The organism is Streptomyces sp. NPDC034085, from assembly GCF_055575555.1.
The window spans coordinates 175075-190933 of the sequence record NZ_JBVISL010000003.1 but is presented as its reverse complement, the minus strand read 5'-3'; the positions used below and the strand labels follow the sequence as shown (position 1 = coordinate 190933).

Below are 15859 nucleotides of genomic sequence, written 5' to 3'. Positions count from 1 at the left end.
CGACGCAACCCCCCCTGGGGCCTGACGCTCGGCATGGCAGCCGCGCCCCTCGGGTCAGGGGAGCAGGGACGCTACGCCGTCCAGGATCCGCTGCAGGCCGAAGTCGAGCGGGTCCCCGCCCCGCGGGACGAAGGCGCCCTCCGCGACCGCTGACGTGAGCGCGGGAAAGCGGTCCGCGTGGCGCTTCACGACGTCGGCCGTCAGGCGGGCCCATTCCTCGCTCTCCGCCTCGTCGTGGTCGGCCGTCTGCTGGGCGATGTTGCGGATGTGGCCCACGAGCAGCAGGAAGGTTTCATGCCGCTGGGCGGCCGACAGGCCGGTCCCGGCCAGTGCGGCCAGCGCGGTGTCCAGCCAGCCGAGTTGGTGGGGGCCCATGATCTGGCGCCGCATGCCGGTGGCCGCGAGGATCCACGGGTGGCGGCGGTACACGGCCGAGCACTGGCGCGCCCACTCGGTCAGCTGAGGGCGCCAGCCGCCGGGGATGTCCGCTACGGGGACCGGCGGGCCGATCGCGAGGTCGACCATCAGATCGACGAGTTCGGCCTTGCCGGGGACGTACCGGTAGAGGGCCATCGCGGTGACGTCGAATTCCTTGGCGATCCGCGCCAGCGAGACCGCGTCCAGACCCTCCTCGTCGGCGATCCGGATCGCGGCCCCGGCGATCCGGCCCGCGGTCAGTGAAGGCTTCGGCCCGCGGCTCGGCTGTCCCTGTTCGCCCCACAGCAGCGCGAAGCTCGCCTTCGCGCCCCCCTGGCTCCCCGCCGGCTTCCGGCTCATCTCCCACTCCTCACCGTCACCTGTTGACGTCCCACGCACTAACTGTTTATATCGTATATCTAACTGCTTACGACATATACAGTTCTGGGGAGCCATCGTGATCGCAGTAGTCCTCGCCACCTCCGCAGCCGCACTCCTCGCCGCACCCGCGGCCGGACTCCTCGGCCACCGCGCCCTGAAGCGATCCCGGAACGCCTCCGCCATGACGATCGACAGCCGGAACGGCATCGACGAGAGCGGCTTCGTCCGCATCGGCGGCATCGATCAGTGGATCTCGGTGCGCGGCGAGGACCTGGCCAACCCGGTGGTCCTGGAACTGCACGGCGGTCCCGGCGCCTCGACCGCGATCTTCGGGCCGCGCACCCGGTCCTGGGAGAAGCACTTCACGATCGTCCGCTGGGACATGCGCGGCACCCTCAAGACCCTCGGCCGCGGAGGCGCCGACGGACAGGGCGAGATGACCTTCGAACGGATCTACGCGGACGCGGTCGAGGTCACCGACCACATCCGCACCCGCCTCGGCGTCGACAAGGTCGTCCTGCTCGGCCACTCCTACGGGAGCGTCTTCGGCCTGCGGCTCGCCCGCGAGTTTCCCGAGCGCTACTGCGCGTACGTCGGCACCGACCAGAACATCCACGACTCCGGCCGCGACGACTCCGTCCACCGGGCGTTCCTCACACGGCTCCGGGCGACCGGAAAGCACAAGGAACTCGCGGCCGTCCAGGCCCTGGACGCCGACCGGCACCGCTGGAGCGCCCGCGAGCGCGCGATGTACGCCAAGCTGGCGGCGACCAGCGACCCGCTGACCCTGGACACGATGAAGAAGGTCGTCATGGGGTCCCTGTGGCTCTCGCCGCTGCACTCGCTGCGCGAGCTGACGTACTTCCTCAAGGGCATGCGCTTCTCGGAGCAGGTCGCCGCAGGCCCGTCGGGGTTCGACGACTGGGCCGACGGCACCGGGTTCGCGATCCCGTTCTTCGTCTTCCAGGGCGAGAAGGACGTCCTCACGTCGCCCGCCCTCGTCCGCCGCTTCTTCGACGACGTCCAGGCCCCGGTCAAGGGCTTCGCACTGATCGACGACTGCAGCCACTTCGCGGCGTTCCGCCGGCCGGAGCGATTCCTCGAGCTCCTGCTGGCCCACGTGCGGCCGGCGGTGGTCGCCCCGGAGCCGGCGGCCGCCGCACCCGTCCGGCCGGGTAGCGGATCGGCGGGCTGACGACTGCCGCCGGCGCCCGGCCACGGAGCCCGGGGCGGGAAACCGTTTGGCGGACCACCGCGCCCACTGCTGACTCCCGAAAGGCATGACCGTGCACTTCACTTCTGAGCAGCGCCTCGACGGCAACGTCCTGGAGCGCGAGTTCACCCTCGGCGAGATCCCCGGCATCCTCTGGGCGCCCGCATCCACACCCGCACCGGTGCCGCTGATCCTGCTCGGCCACCCCCCGCTCGGACTGCGCAGGATGTACCCCCGGCTGGTGGCGCGGGCCCGGCGCGCCGTGGCCGACGGCTTCGCCGCCACCCTCGAGCTTCCCGGAAGCGGCGACCGGCCCCGGTTTGACGCCGCCGAGCAAGCCCGCGCCGACCTGCGCCGGGCCGTGGGAGCCGGCGAGCCGGTCGGCGACGAGATCATCGATGCGCTCGTCCTCCCGCTCGTCGACAAGGCGGTCCCGGAATGGCAGGCGGCCCTGGACGCCCTCCTGGCGCTGCCCGGGATCGGCGGCCCGGTCGGGTACTCCGGGGGAGTGATCTCCATCGGCGTCCGCCTCGCGGTGGTCGAGCCGCGCATCACGGCCGCCGTACTCTTCGCCGGGAGTTTCGTACCTCGTGCCATGTTCGAGGAGGCCCGCCGGGTCACCGTTCCGCTGCACGTCCTGTTGCAGTGGGACGACGAAGGGAACGACCGTCAAGCGGCCCTGGACCTGTTCGACGCCTTCGGTTCGGAGGAGAAGTCCCTCCACGCCCACGTGGGCGGCCACACCGGCGTCCCGCAGTCCGCGGGGGATGCCGCAGCCCGGTTCTTCACCCGCCACCTGAGGTGAGAACGGGTCCTCGGCAGTCCGGGCCCGCCGCTTCCGGACCAGCCCGAGTCCTGTTCCCCGTATTTGTGTTCGGTTAGGCTTACCTTGCCTGCGATGTGACAGGTGTCGGGTTCCGGCGCCGCGGGCGGTGATCCGGAGGGATGGAACGGGCAGGGGCAGGATGCAGATGAGAGACGGTGACCGGGCTTCGCGCGCGTCGTGCGCCCGTGGGAGCCGGACGCCCGTGCCGGCATCCGTCGCGCCGCTCGGGAGGAGGCGTCGTGGATAAGATCGCGCTCACGGCCGGAGCCCTGTACGCCATCGTCCTGCTCCGTGCCGGAGGGACGTTCGCCGTCGGGTGGCTCGCCGGCGCCGGTGCCCGGCGCAGCAGGCTCGCCGGGAGGATCTCCTCGGCGAAGTTCCGGCGCGCCGAGCGGGCGATCCAGCGGTGGGGTGCGCCGGTGGTCGCCGTCTCCTTCCTGACCGTCGGATTCCAGACCGCCGCCAACTTCCTCGCCGGCAGCATGCGCATGCCGTTGCCCCGCTACCTCCCCGCCCTGTTCGTGGGCGGGGCGGCCTGGGCGTTGATCTACGCGACCGCAGGGCTCGGCGTGCTCGAAGTGCTGGGCAGGCTCTTCGCCGAGCGGACGGCCCTCGGGGTGTCCGCCGTGGCCGTTCTCCTCCTCGCGGTGTGCGGGGTGCTGGTGTACCGCAGACGACGGGCGGCCCCGACCTCCGGTGACGTCGCGGCCGAGGAAGCGTGAGCCCGTCCCGGCCCCGGAGCCGCGGTTACGCCCGGTCGGCAGCGGCAGCGGCGGCCGGTTCCGGGGCGAGGACGAGGAAGTCGTCGTGCGTGCGGACCCGGACCCCGGGCCGGTCCTCGGCCAGGGCGGCGATCATCGCCGCGGCCAGCCTCCCCGCCGGCACCGGCCGGTACGGGCGGGCGGGCCCGGCCAGCAGCGGCGCCAGCACGGTCGCGGCGGTACTGCCCAGGCCCTCGCCCCGGCGGTGCGAGGGGCGGCGGCCGAGAATGAAGGAGGGCCGGAAGAACTCCGTCTGCCGGTAGCCCAGGGCCGTCACCTCCGCCTCCATGTCCCCCTTGACGCGCAGGTAGAAGGTCCGGGAGCCGGATCCGGCACCGACCGAGGAGACCACGGCGATGCGCTCGGCTCCCGCGTCCCGGGCCAACTCGGCCACGCGCACGGTGTGGTGCTGGTCCACCTCGCGGAAGGCCTCCTGCGAGCCGGCTTGCCGGATGGTGGTGCCCAGCGCGCCGTACACGTCCGTCTCGCCCCCCTGCCCGGCCGGGAGGTCGTCGGGGCCGAGCTTGGCGAAGTCCACCACCCGGGCGTCCAGCCGCGGGTGTTCGAGTCCGAGCGGGCGGCGGGCCAGCACGGTGACGCGGTCGTAGCGCGGGTCGCGCAGCAGCCGCGCGAGCAGTTGTCCGCCGACGAGTCCGGTGGCTCCGACCAGGAGCGCGCTGCGGGTCACGGGGGGTCCTTTCCGCCGCCGGCGGCCGGCCCGCCGGATTCTCCGCAGGATGTCACATCCGTACGGCCACCCCGGCGCATCTCCAAGCCGCGGCGGGGAGCGAGCGGTTGGAGTACGTACTGCCCGTACGGCAGAACCCGTTGCCCGCCTTCGAGCCCCGTGAGATCATCGAGCCCCAGCGGTCCGTCTCTTTTCCCTCTGCGCCTCGGGGCGCAGCCGAAGGAGTGCGGGCCGCAGTCATGTCCACGGTTTGAGTGATCACCGATCACCAAGATCTGCGAACGACAGGGTCGATGTACACCACAGAGATGGCTGAAGCCTGCCTCGAGGATGCCGGCAACATCCTGGTCGCGCCTCCGGTCTTGCACGACGATGACGCGGTCAGGGATTTCTTCGGCTCCACGATCACGCCGGAAGACCTGGTCTCCGGTTCGCCCGACCTCGCGCAGAAGACCGTCTACCTGTGTGGCGACGTGTCCGGGATCGGCAGCCGCCACCTGCGTTCGGCTGCCCGTGTGTTCGTCATCCGGGAGCTGTCACACGGTTACCGCGAGGACGCAGACGGACCGTGGACGTTCGTCGACGCCGGCCGGGTTCCCCTTCGGGTGCACGGCGTCGGCGTGTACTACCGCCGGTTCTTCGGACCCGGCGCCGATCACTTCGGACGGATCCGTGCGGAGCACGCGTTCCAGTCCCTGACGGAATCCACCAAGCCGGGAACGGCCCGGCGCAGCGGAATCTATCTGACGCCCGTCACGCGGGACGGTGACGAACTGCATTTCCGGCTGCTCCGGTGTTCCACGAACCTTTCGGGTCCGACCGAGAGCTTCGGCCCGACCGACACGCTCATGGTCGAGGACCTGAACCGCGAGGCCGCCGCCGTTTTCCGGAACCAGGCGCCGCTCAATCACGTCCTCGCCCAGATTTACCACAACACCCCTGCCACGGCCGAGAGCAAGCAGTCCAAGGCCAGGATTTCGGCCCATGCCGACAAGACCAAGGACATGCCCGTCAACGGCGTCATGGCCTTCTGTACCTTCTATGACCGGCTCGACACCCTGCAGCCGCTGGCCGAAGACGCCTTCGACCGCGGCGTGAAGGGTGTCAGCGGGCTGACGAGGATCCACTTTCGACTCAAGGAGCCGGCCGGAGAACGCGCTGCGGTGGCGCTCCCCCCGCAGTTCACCCTGACCCTTTATCCCGGCTCGGTCTTCTTCATGCCGTTGTCCACCAATCGCCTGTACACCCACGAAATCCGGCCCTCGGCACTGGACGCCGCTTTGCTCCCGACCCGCCTGGGATACGTGGTGCGCTGTTCGCGAGCCGAAGCGGTCCACAAGAACGGCCGCACGTTCCTCAAAGCGGCCGGAGGCCTGGTCGAACTGGAACCACCCACACCGACCGGCATGGACGAGCTGCGCGGGCTGTACGCCGAGGAGAACAGGACCTCGTCCTTCATCGACTACGGCGATCAATTCCTTTTCAGCATGAACACGGGAGACTACCTTGCCCCCCGGATCTAGGATCTCGGATCAGATCCTCTCGTCCACGGTGTCGACCGAGGAGGACCTCTTCGCGGAGCTGTACGCCTCGGCACGCTGGGAAGACGTGGGCCGAGGCCGGCGGGGCGCCGTGCTTGCCCGCGTCGACGAGGCGGGCGGGGTGCCCCTCGTCCGTACGACCACCCGGTACAGCAGCCCGGCGCAGCGTTTCCGAGCCGTGCACGAGCGGCTCGCGCAACGGGTCCGGGAACGTGCGGCGCTTCCGGTCGGCTTCAACAACGCCCTCATCGAGACCTACACGAACGCTTACACCACCATGGGCAGTCATTCGGATCAGGCCCTCGATCTGGCCGGCGAATCGTACATAGCCGTCTTCTCCTGCTATCGGCATCCCGGGGCGAGCCCGCCGAGGAAGCTGATTTTCGAAACAAAGGAGTCCGGCGGTGAGAAGTTCGAGATCCCTCTCGCCCACAACAGCATCGTCGCTTTTTCCGTCGCCTTGAATCGGCGGCTCAGGCACAAGATCGTATTGGATGCGCCGGTCCAGGCGGTGGACAACCCATGGCTGGGTGTCACGTTCCGAACGGCAAAGACCTTGCTCCGGTTTCGCGACGGACACCCGTACCTGCGGCAGGGTGAGCGCCTGATGCCGGCCGACGACGAGCAGAGGCGCGAGTTCTTCCAGCTTCGGCGACGTGAGAACAACGAAGCGGATTTCGTCTACCCGCCGCTGACGTACACCGTCAGCGAGAGCGATCTGATGCCGCCCGTCTGACCTTGCGCCGCCTGCCGTCCGCCGCTGTGGGGGACCCGAGCGGCGGATGCGGCCTGCTGGCCCCTCGGCGAGGACCCCGTCGAACACATCTCCGCCCGCTCGAACAATCGGAAGCCTCTGCGCGTACGCCGCCAGAGGGCGACCGCCTTCACCGCTCCGCCCGGGCCCCTCGCCGCCGCAGAGGCGGTGTTACATGCCTGTTATTTCGGGCAACTGCTTCGAGGTGGAAAGCCACCGCAACCGAAAGCAGAAGCCGAGGTGAGCCGCGTGAATCGCTGGGAGAACAGCACAGCAGTTGTGCCGGCAAAGGAAGTCGTCCGCCTCTCGACGCGCCGGCCGGGAGCCGTCGCGGAGGCGCGCAGGCGCGCGCGCGGGTTCCTGCGAGGTCTGGAGCCGGCCGTCGGGGAGGATGTGGGCGACGCGGTCGTGCTGGTCGTCTCCGAGCTGGTCACCAACGCCCTGCGGCACACGGGCGACGCGTGCTCTTTCGAACTGGTGGCCGATGAAAGTCATGTCGACGTCTGTGTGCGCGACGCCAGCTCCCGTCTCCCGCTCATGCGCCCCCCTGACGTGAGCGGTGAGGCGGGCGGGTTCGGACTGTCGTTGGTGCACCGCCTGGCTCAAGCGGTCACCGTGACCCGTGAGGGGAGCGGCGGGAAGGCCGTCCGCGCCCGCATGGCGCGCCGTTCGGCTCCGTCGGCGCCCGGGCCCAGGGCGATCGAACACGCGTAGCTCCGTCCTCGAGCGTGGGCGCTGCGTTGTGGCGCACCTTCTCGATTCACCCGTAACGTCTCGACAGAATGGCTTCACCATGACGAACTTCCTGGCCGTGGAGCGCGCTGTACGCACGGCAGCCCCGGACGATCTCCTCCGTACGCTCCGTGACGCGCTGGTCGAGCACTTCGAGGCGAGCGCGGTGGAGCTGCTCATGGCGGATTACAGTCTCACCTGTCTGCAGCCCGTGACCTCCCTGCCCCACACCGCGGAGCCGCTCCCGGTCCAGAGCACCCCCGAGGGCAGGGCCTTCGCCAGTCAGGAGCCGTACCGCCAGGACGCGGCCGAGAACGGCGCCGTCGATCTGCATCTGCCCGTCACGGTACGGGGCGACCGGTTGGGGATCTTGACGGTGCGCCTTCCCGAGCGCAGATGCACGTCAGAGGCCGTCAACGAACTGAGGGAACTGGCAGAGCTGTTGGGACACGAGATCATCGTGGCCGAGCGCGACACCGACCTGTACCTCCAGGCGCGCCGGGCTTCCCGGCTCACTCTGGCCGCGGAGATGCAGTGGCAGATGCTGCCCGCTCGTTCCTGTGCCCGTCCCGAGTACGCGATCGGCGCCCAGCTGGAGCCTGCTTACGACATCCACGGCGACAACTTCGACTGGTCCACCACCGGGGAGACCCTCACCTTGACCGTCACCAACGGGATGGGCAAGGGGATCGAGGCCTCACTGCTGACGAACCTCGCCATCAACGCCCTCCGCAACGCCCGTCGGGCGGGCATCGGGATCGCAGATCAGGCTGCTCTGGCCGACCAGGCCATCTACGCCCGTTACCGGGGCGCGGAGTACGTCTCCACGCTCCTGCTGTCCGTCGAACTGGCCACGGGGCGCGGGCACGTCGTGGACGCCGGCTCTCCGCAGCTGTGGAGGCTGCGGGACAAGACGGTGGAGCGCCTGGAGCTGGAGGCACAGCTCCCCCTGGGCATGTTCGAGGAGACCCCTTATGTGATGCAGGATTTCGACGCGCTACCCGGCGACCGGCTGGTCTTCGTCAGCGACGGGGTGTACGCGGCCGCTTCCGCGGGCGGAGAGGCGTACAGCGAGCGGGCGCTGGCCCGGGCCATCCAGGCCACCCGTCTGCTGCCTGCCGCTGCGGTGCCGCGCGGCATCCTGCAGGAACTGGCCGTGCACCGTGGCGCGGACGCGGAGGACGACGCCCTGGTGCTGTGCATGGACTGGTTCGGCCGCGCAGCCGCGGGCTGAGGGGCCCTGGCCCCGCCGCCGGGCGGCATCCGCCGGTCAGGCGATGTCGCAGATGTCGCTTGCGGCGGGAGCCTCTTCGGTGACGCCCATGTGTTCCAGGGCGGCACGGTGGAACGCGGTCATGCCCTCGAAGAGGGCTCGCTGCTGCGCGGGCGACATGCGGGTGAGGACTGCCTGGAGCTCGCCCGCCCGGGCGGCGCGTACGGACGCGAGGACGGCGCGTCCCCCGCGGCTGAGCCGCACTTCCAGTTCCCGCCGGTTGGACGTGGCGCGGGAGCGGTGGATGAGGCCGGCGGCTTCCAGCCGGTCACACAGCCGACTGACGGACGGCGGCGTCGAGCCGAGCACTTCGCCGAGGTCGCGCAGGTTCACGCCCTCCCGCTCGTCGATCACGGTGAGCGCGCGCAGCTGGGACGGCGGAACAGCGGTCATGGCTTCCTGACCGCGGCCCCAGAGCAGGTCCAGCATCTCCAGGAGAGCGGACGCCTCGAGAGCCACCTGTTCAGGGTGGGGGGACGGCAACGGGAAGGCGTGCGGCATCGCACTAATCTAGTCACCCCTGCGGGCGTTTGCCAGCCCGCTCGCGTGTGCCCGTCCGCGGCACACGGGCCGCTGCCCGACGGGATGCCGCTCCGGCTCATCTGTTCGGTCCCCTCATTCTGAAGGCCAGGGCCAGGGTGTCGTCGGCGTGGTACACGATGGTGTGCATGTCGGCTGCGATGGCGGCGGGAATCTCGGCCACCGGCAGGTGGGCGTGGTCGCGCAGCGCCTGGACCAGCCTGCGCTCGCCTTCGATCATGTCCCGGCGGCTCTCGGTGAGCCCGTCGGTGTACAGCAGCAGCAGGTCTCCCGGTGCGATGGGGACGGTCAGGACCGTGTCACTGCCCGGAGAGGGGAAGCCGATGCCTCTGCCCTTCACCTCCAGGTAGTGCGCCGTGCCGTCGGCCCGCAGGAGGAGGGCGGGCGGATGACTGCCGTTGGCCAGTTGCAGTTCTCCGGTGGCCGGGTCGAGCCGGCCCAGGAGCACGGTGGCCATCAGGTCCGCGTCGATGGGCTTCAGGAGGTCGTGCGTGCGGCCCAGGAGCGACTGCAGGGAGTGTCCCTCCAGTGCCAGCGCCCGCACGGCGTGGGTGACGGTGATGGCGCTGCGGGTGCTGGTGACGCCGTGGCCCAGCGCGTCGACGACGGTGACGTGGACGGTCCCGTCGGGCAGCACGAACCAGTCGTACAGGTCTCCGCCGGTGGGGGCGGCCGGGTCGGCGGGTGCGTAGTGGACGGCGAGTTCGAGGCCGTCGACCTGCGGTGGTGGGGGGCGCAGTGCGTCCTCGAGCTCGCGCAGCACCCGGCCGTGGGCGCTGCGCAGCTGCTCTTCCTGCTCTTCGAGCTGTACGTAGAGGGCGAGGACGCCGGCGTTGGTCTCGGCCAGTTCGTGCTTGAGGAGCCGGTGGTCGGCCGCGAGCGAGTCCGCGAGGGCGAGTGCGGCGCGCATCTCCTCCTCGGCGTCGGCCTGGGCGTCTGCGTCGGCGCGGGCGTCGGCCCACGGCGCGGGGGCAATCTGCTGCCGGGGCGGGGGGAACCGGCCGGGGGAGTGCGTGAGGGCGGTCCGCCAGGTGGCGGAGTTCGCCGTGGTGGTGGGGGCGGGCAGCGCCAAGCCGTCGCAGGGCAGGGCCATGGCTGCGCGGGGGGCGGTCAGTGTGACGACGAGCTGGGCGCCGTCCTGTCCGGAGGCGCCGTCGCAGGCGGCGGTGAGCTCGACGTGATGTCCGGCCTCGAACTGCTCCGTGGCCAGCTCCGTGACGGCCAGGACCAGACGGCCGCGCACCTCGGCGGGCAGCCGGTGGTGGTGGGCGAGAGCGCGTACGGCCCGGCGCAGGGCCGTCACATCGCGGAAGGTCTCACCGTTCGTCATCGTGGGCTGCGGGGCTGGGCCGCGACCACCGTGGCGTCGTCACGGGTGCGGTGGTAGCCGTGTACGAGTGCGGCGGCGAGCAGCGGGGCCGGCAGACGCAGGAGATGGGGCGGCGGGGTGTGGGCCCAGCGGAGGTCGATGCCGTCGCTGTGGAGTACGACAGTGGCAGCGCCGGCGAGGGGGAAGCCGTGCGTCCGGGGTGCCGGCATCCGCCAGCCGACCGTACCGGGCTGGCCCGTCAGCCGGTGGTGGACCTCGTCCGGGCCGAGGGCCACGGCCCGGACGTTTCCGACGCCGCAGTACTCGGCCTCTCCGGCGCTGAGCCGCAGCAGGCCGACGGCGGCGCCGCGGGTGTGGCGCAGGGTCCGGTGCAGGGCGGTCATGATCTCCGTGAGCGGGTGTGCGGCGTGGGTGCGGAAGGCCCGCACCGCCGCCTGTGCGGCCTCGGCCGCGTCGGGGCCGTGCCCGAGGCCGTCCACCACGGCAGCGGTGCGCGGGCCGGGGAGGTCGGTGACCGCGGCGGCGTCCCCGCACCGGTCCTCGTTCGCCGCGGGCAGGCTGAGGAGTCCGACCGCCTCCCGGGCCGCCTCGCGTGCGTGGGGCAGCGTGAGCCGGGCGCAGATCAGGGTTCCGGTGCCGGCCCGCGTGCTGATGGCGAGGTCCGTGGCGATGCGGCGGACGGCGCCGAGGCCCGCGCCGAGGGTGCCCTTGGTGGTGTAGCCGTCGGTGAGGCAGCGTTCGAGTTCGGCCATGCCCGGCCCGCGGTCCGCGGCCAGGATCTCCAGGCCGCCGCCCAGCGGCAGCGGCTGGAGGTAGAGGCTGCCGTCGACGGCGTGCTTGTCGAGGTTTCCGGCGAGCTCGGAGGCGAGGACCGCCGCCTGATCCGGCATGGCACCGGGCAACCCGCATTCCCGTGCGAGGGCCCGGGCGGTTTCGGCGGCGTCGTGCACGGCGCTGTGGTGATCGATCCGTACCCGGCGGGTCGCCGGCGCGGGGGAGCTGGCCATCAGTGCGTCCACCTGTCGTGTTCACTGGTCTGGTCGATGCCCCGTCCGCACGGCGGCGGGCCGCATCGAAGGGCGGGCATCGCATGCGAGCGCTCGGTGAGTGCCTCGGCGCAGACCGCGGCGGCCCTGTCGTCGAGTTGGCCGGGCGGAGCGGTCAGGGGACCGGGGGTTGTCGGCAAGCCCCGATGTTTGCCGGACGGTAACTGTTGCCTTGTGGCAACTATAAGCACGGCGGCCCGCCGAAGGGAAGCCGGACCCGCATCCGCCGGTCACCGTCCGCACGCTGCCCGGCCTTGAAATCCTGGTGGGCCGGGGCGATATGAAGGCCGGCCGGCGGCCCGGCGCGCGGCTGCTCCCCACCTTCCCGGCCCGGAGGCGCTCCTCGCCGCCGGGACAGGGGTTGCTCGTGGTGTCGTCGCATACGAGCGGGATACGGCCGCCCCAGGAGGCATACTCTCGTCAGGGAGGGCAGACGCGGGAGACCCCGCGCGGAGGCGGTGGCGCTTGCCCGCGGCTTCTGCGGGCATTGCACCTGCTCATGGAGGCGACCGCCACAATGGACCGCGCGCAACCGTCCCACGATCCTCTGGACGAGGCGTCCCGTGAGGTCGTGGACGCCGCCGAGGCGTTGGTGGACTGCTGGAACCGCGCGGGCCAGAACTCCGCACCCCGCCTATCGGCCCTGCAGGTCCGGGCCCTGGTGGCCGTACGGCGTGTGCCGGGAGCCAATCTCTCCCGGCTGGCGGAGATGGTCGGCGCATCGGTTCCGGCGGCGAGCAGACTGTGCGACCGGCTCGAGGCCGCAGGCTTCCTGCGCCGCGACCGCGCCGCCGCCGACCGCCGCGAGATCGGCCTCTCCCTGACCAAGGACGGGGCGAACGCCCTCCTGTCCCTGTCCGAACGGCGCGCGGAAGACCTGCGCGATGTTCTGCAGCACATGCCGGACGAGGAACGGGACGCCCTCCTGGCCGGTCTGCGCGCATTCACCCGCGCCTCGCACCCCCCGGACAGTGCTCCGCCCGACCGCGCCCCTGGACGATGACGCCCTCGGCCGTACCCGTCACGCAGGTTGAGGCGGCGCCGTCGGCGGTACGCGGGGTGTGATCCGGACGGCCAGGGCGAGGGTGTCCTCCGCGTGCCGGACGACGGAGTGCATGTCGGCGGCGATGGCGGCGGGGACTTCGCGCAGGGGGCGGTCGGCGTGCGTCCGGGCCGACGTGATGAGGCGGCGCCCACCTTCGACCGTATCCTCGCGGCATTCGACGAGTCCGTCGGTGTACAGCAGGAGCAGGTCACCGGGGGTCAGGCGTTCCCTGCGTACTTCCCCACTGCCCGAGCCGGGGTGTCCGATGCCCCTTCCCCGTGCCGGGAGGTACCGGGCGGTTCCGCTCGCACGCACCAGAACCGGCGCGGGGTGCCCGCCGTTGGCGATCTGGAGCTCACCCGTGACGACGTCCAGCCGGGCCAGGAGCACCGACGCCATCAGATCGGCATCGAAGGACATGAGGAGGTGGTGGCTGCGGGCGAGGACGGAGTCCAGCGAATGCCCCTCCAGGGCCAGAGTGCGTACCGCGTGGGTGACGGTGATGGCGGTCCGGATGCCGCGCACGCCGTGGCCCAGGGCGTCGACGACGGTGATGTGCACCGTGCCGTCCGGCATGGTGAACCAGTCGTACAGGTCGCCGCCTGTCGGGGCGCCGGGATCGGCAGGGGCGAAGTGCACGGCCAGTTCCAGCCCCTCGACCTCCGGCGGTTCGGGGCGCAACGCGTCCTCCAGTTCCCGCAGTACCCGTCCGTGCGCCTGGCCGGCCTCTTCCTCCCGCTCTTCCAGGTGGACGTACAGGGCCAGGACCCCGGCGTTGGTCTCCGCCAGTTCGTGCTTGAGCCGCCGGCGTTCGGCCGCGAGCCGGTCCGCGAGGGCGAGGGCGGCACGCAGTTCCTCGTCAGCCGCTCTCGTGTGGTCGGCCGGTGAGCCGGGGCCGGGCGCGGGTCGGTCGGCGCGCAGTGTTGCGCCGGGGAGCGCTGCTGCCGCAGCCGGCAGGGTGATGTTCCAGGTCACCGAGGTGGCGGACGCGGCCAGTGCCGTCAGTGCGAGCCCGCCGGCCTGCAAGGGACATCCTGTCCGGGGAGCGGTCAGGGTCACGGCCAAGTGGGCGCCGGTGCCCGACGCGTCGCGGACGGCGGTCAGCGTGACGGGATGCCCGGCCTCGAATTCGGGGGCGGCCATGTCGGTGACGGACAGGACGAGACGCCCCCGCAGGTCGGCGGGCAGCCGGTAGACCGCGGCCAGGTCGCGCACCTCTTGGCGCAGCGGGGCCAGAGCCCAGAACAGCCGGCTCATGGCCGTGTAGTCCGAGCCGCTACCGCCGCCGCCGTGCCGGCGCTCCTGTACGGACACCCCCCGGGCGGGCTCCGCAGGGGCCGGTGCGGGGGAAGCCGGACGCCCGGGGCGGGCTGCCCCGCGGCGCGCGGCGCGTCCTGCACCGCTCTTCCCGCACCCGGAGGCGGCGCCGATGACACCCCGCGGGCGGTCAACGCCGCCACCGTGTGGTGGTGATCGTCGTACCGGCGCCCGGCTCCGTGCGCACCTCGAACTCGTCCATCAGGCGGCGGGCTCCGCCCAGCCCGTGGCCCAGGCCCGCCCCGGTGCTGTAGCCGTCGGTCAGGGCGGCCGCCAGATCGGGGATGCCCGGTCCGTGGTCGCTGACCGTCAGGCGCAGCCCGGTGCGTCCTTCTTCCCGCGCGGAGTCGATCCGCAGGCTCCCGCCGCCGCCGTGGACGTAGGCGTTGCGCGCCAGTTCGCTGGCCGCGGTGACCACGCGGGTCTGGTCGATGATGGAGAAGCCGGCCGCCACCGATGCGGAACGGACGGCGTGCCGGACCATGAGCAGGTCGTCCTCCGTGGTCAACGGGATCAGGACGGGTCCGCCGTCGCGGACGGCCGGCTGCGGGGCGTCCGGACGGCCGCCGTCCGTGGTGCGCCTGCCGTCAGCCAGTGGCCTCATGGGGCGCCCCTTCCCGGGGCGGCGGTGTCCGGGTCCAGCCCAGCGCGGCCATGCCCTGTTCGGCGTGCAACGCGGTTTCCACGCCCGTCAGTTCGAGCCCCAGCTCCACGAGGGTGATGGCCACCGGGGGGCGCATCCCCGCGACGATCACCCGGGCTCCCAGCAAGCGGGCCATGCTCGTGACCTCCATCAGGTTCCGTGCCACGAACGAGTCGATGATCTCCAGGCGGGAGATGTCGATGAGGACACCCCGTGCCTGATCGGCGGAGATCCGCTCGGTGAGCTCCCGCGCGAAGGCGACGGCCGACGTGTCGTCCAGCTCGTCGAGCAGTCCGGTGACCAGCACGTCGCCCAGGCGCAGGATCGGCACGGCCGAGGAGGGCGCCGTCACCGGATGACCGGAGCGCGGGGCGCCGGCGCGGAACCGCCGGTGATCTTCATGGCTTCGGACAGGGCCTCGGCGAGCGTGGCCCGGGTGAGGATGTCGAACAGGTCGATGCCCAACTGTGCGATCGTCTGGGCGATGGAGGGACGGATCCCGCTGATGACGCAGTCCGCACCCATCAGGCGCACCGCCCGCACGGTCTGCATCAGGTGCTGGGCAACAGCCGTGTCGACGGTCGGGACCCCGGTGATGTCGATGATCGCGACCTGGGCGTCCTCGTCCTGGATGGCCTGGAGCAGGTTCTCCATCACCACCTGGGTGCGCGCGGTGTCCAGGGTGCCGATCAGCGGCACCGCGACGACCTGCCGCCACAGCCGGACGACGGGCGTCGAGACCTCCAGCAGCTGCCGGCTCTGCCGCCCGATGATCTCCTCGCGGCCTTCCACGTAGGTGGCGAAGGACAGCGCGCCGGCCGCGTCGAGGAGCCGGTTGATCAGCAGCGCCGCGGCGAGCAGCGCGTGGGCGTCGTCGATGCTCTCCCGGACGATCCCGAGCAGGACCTCCTTGAGAGCCAGGACCGACATCGACGTCGCCGTCGGCGCCGCCCCGGCCCGCGCCCGGCGCAGCGACAGGTCCCGGACCGCCTCGCGCAGTTCGCGGTGCTCGGCCACCACCTGCTCCACGGGCAGGGCGCTGTCCAGGCCGCCCAGGAGCGCGGAGGCCAGAGCGTCCGCCTCGTCACACAGGTCGCGCTCGTTGTTCGCGGGATCCATGGGGGCCTGCTCCGTCTGGTGCAGGACCCAGCGGTCAGCTATGTCGTCGGCCCGCCCCTTCAGCGACTCCACCACGAGGCGTCGGACATCGGCCGTAACGGCCGCACTGCTGACCACGCGAGTCTCCCTTCACTGGCTGCCCGAGCGCCCCCGTCGGCACCAAGAGTTGATGAACGGCAATAGTTGCTCCACGGCAAATATACGCACAGCGAGCCCCGCGGGGAAAGGTCGAA

At 71.5% G+C, this 15859-nt stretch carries 17 protein-coding genes; 8 read left to right on the top strand and 9 right to left on the bottom strand.

Annotation, left to right across the window (positions count from 1 at the left end):
- Window positions 1–54: 54 nt before the first annotated feature.
- On the bottom strand, window positions 55–777 hold the full coding sequence (locus ACZ501_RS11130; protein ID WP_468794228.1) for a TetR/AcrR family transcriptional regulator: 723 nt from the start codon (window positions 775–777) through the stop codon (window positions 55–57).
- Window positions 778–874: 97 nt separating this feature from the next.
- Between ACZ501_RS11130 and ACZ501_RS11125 the strand changes: the two genes are divergently transcribed.
- The 3 genes from ACZ501_RS11125 (at window position 875) to ACZ501_RS11115 (ending at window position 3559) form a co-directional block, all read left to right on the top strand.
- A complete protein-coding gene (locus ACZ501_RS11125; protein ID WP_468794225.1) occupies window positions 875–1993 on the top strand; it encodes an alpha/beta fold hydrolase in 1119 nt (372 codons plus the stop codon).
- A gap of 85 nt (window positions 1994–2078) precedes the next feature.
- Window positions 2079–2816, top strand: a complete 738-nt coding sequence (locus ACZ501_RS11120; RefSeq protein ID WP_468794222.1) for a dienelactone hydrolase family protein — start codon at window positions 2079–2081, stop codon at window positions 2814–2816.
- A 260-nt stretch (window positions 2817–3076) separates the two neighbouring features.
- Window positions 3077–3559 (top strand): DedA family protein, encoded by a 483-nt coding sequence (locus tag ACZ501_RS11115; RefSeq protein WP_361603996.1) that lies wholly within the window; start codon window positions 3077–3079, stop codon window positions 3557–3559.
- Window positions 3560–3584: 25 nt separating this feature from the next.
- Here the strand turns inward: ACZ501_RS11115 and ACZ501_RS11110 are convergent, their stop codons facing one another.
- Window positions 3585–4286 carry an NAD(P)H-binding protein gene (locus ACZ501_RS11110; protein ID WP_468794219.1) on the bottom strand — a complete coding sequence of 234 codons (702 nt, stop codon included), beginning with the start codon at window positions 4284–4286 and terminating at the stop codon, window positions 3585–3587.
- A gap of 293 nt (window positions 4287–4579) precedes the next feature.
- Between ACZ501_RS11110 and ACZ501_RS11105 the strand changes: the two genes are divergently transcribed.
- The 4 genes from ACZ501_RS11105 (at window position 4580) to ACZ501_RS11090 (ending at window position 8547) form a co-directional block, all read left to right on the top strand.
- Window positions 4580–5809 (top strand): hypothetical protein, encoded by a 1230-nt coding sequence (locus ACZ501_RS11105; protein ID WP_468794216.1) that lies wholly within the window; start codon window positions 4580–4582, stop codon window positions 5807–5809.
- Window positions 5793–6563, top strand: a complete 771-nt coding sequence (locus ACZ501_RS11100; RefSeq protein ID WP_468794213.1) for an alpha-ketoglutarate-dependent dioxygenase AlkB family protein — start codon at window positions 5793–5795, stop codon at window positions 6561–6563. Before ACZ501_RS11105 ends, ACZ501_RS11100 begins: the two co-directional genes overlap by 17 nt.
- 297 nt (window positions 6564–6860) lie before the next feature.
- The gene (locus ACZ501_RS11095; protein ID WP_361603984.1) at window positions 6861–7295 is read left to right on the top strand and encodes an ATP-binding protein; all 435 of its coding nucleotides are present in this window, start codon (window positions 6861–6863) and stop codon (window positions 7293–7295) included.
- Between the two features lie 79 nt (window positions 7296–7374).
- Window positions 7375–8547 carry a PP2C family protein-serine/threonine phosphatase gene (locus tag ACZ501_RS11090; protein WP_468794210.1) on the top strand — a complete coding sequence of 391 codons (1173 nt, stop codon included), beginning with the start codon at window positions 7375–7377 and terminating at the stop codon, window positions 8545–8547.
- A 36-nt stretch (window positions 8548–8583) separates the two neighbouring features.
- Here the strand turns inward: ACZ501_RS11090 and ACZ501_RS11085 are convergent, their stop codons facing one another.
- The 3 genes from ACZ501_RS11085 to ACZ501_RS11075 all read right to left on the bottom strand — a co-directional run bounded on the left by ACZ501_RS11085 (window position 8584) and on the right by ACZ501_RS11075 (window position 11463).
- Window positions 8584–9087 (bottom strand): MarR family winged helix-turn-helix transcriptional regulator, encoded by a 504-nt coding sequence (locus ACZ501_RS11085; RefSeq protein WP_361603978.1) that lies wholly within the window; start codon window positions 9085–9087, stop codon window positions 8584–8586.
- A gap of 97 nt (window positions 9088–9184) precedes the next feature.
- A complete protein-coding gene (locus ACZ501_RS11080) occupies window positions 9185–10456 on the bottom strand; it encodes a PP2C family protein-serine/threonine phosphatase (RefSeq protein WP_468794207.1) in 1272 nt (423 codons plus the stop codon).
- Entirely contained in the window at window positions 10453–11463 is a 1011-nt protein-coding gene (locus ACZ501_RS11075) for a SpoIIE family protein phosphatase (RefSeq protein WP_361603972.1), read from the bottom strand. Before ACZ501_RS11075 ends, ACZ501_RS11080 begins: the two co-directional genes overlap by 4 nt.
- Before the next feature lie 556 nt (window positions 11464–12019).
- On the opposite strand from ACZ501_RS11075, the gene ACZ501_RS11070 reads away from it, so the two are divergent.
- The gene (locus tag ACZ501_RS11070) at window positions 12020–12505 is read left to right on the top strand and encodes a MarR family winged helix-turn-helix transcriptional regulator (RefSeq protein WP_468794204.1); all 486 of its coding nucleotides are present in this window, start codon (window positions 12020–12022) and stop codon (window positions 12503–12505) included.
- An 18-nt stretch (window positions 12506–12523) separates the two neighbouring features.
- Here the strand turns inward: ACZ501_RS11070 and ACZ501_RS11065 are convergent, their stop codons facing one another.
- The 4 genes from ACZ501_RS11065 to ACZ501_RS11050 form a co-directional block, all read right to left on the bottom strand.
- Window positions 12524–13861 (bottom strand): PP2C family protein-serine/threonine phosphatase, encoded by a 1338-nt coding sequence (locus ACZ501_RS11065; protein ID WP_468794201.1) that lies wholly within the window; start codon window positions 13859–13861, stop codon window positions 12524–12526.
- A 133-nt stretch (window positions 13862–13994) separates the two neighbouring features.
- Complete coding sequence (locus tag ACZ501_RS11060; protein ID WP_468794198.1) at window positions 13995–14468, bottom strand: ATP-binding protein; 474 nt, start codon at window positions 14466–14468, stop codon at window positions 13995–13997.
- Window positions 14452–14859, bottom strand: coding sequence for an STAS domain-containing protein (locus ACZ501_RS11055; RefSeq protein ID WP_361603963.1), 408 nt, complete (start codon window positions 14857–14859; stop codon window positions 14452–14454). The genes ACZ501_RS11060 and ACZ501_RS11055 overlap by 17 nt, the downstream gene beginning before the upstream one ends.
- Entirely contained in the window at window positions 14856–15743 is an 888-nt protein-coding gene (locus ACZ501_RS11050) for an STAS domain-containing protein (RefSeq protein ID WP_361603960.1), read from the bottom strand. Before ACZ501_RS11050 ends, ACZ501_RS11055 begins: the two co-directional genes overlap by 4 nt.
- Window positions 15744–15859: the final 116 nt, after the last annotated feature.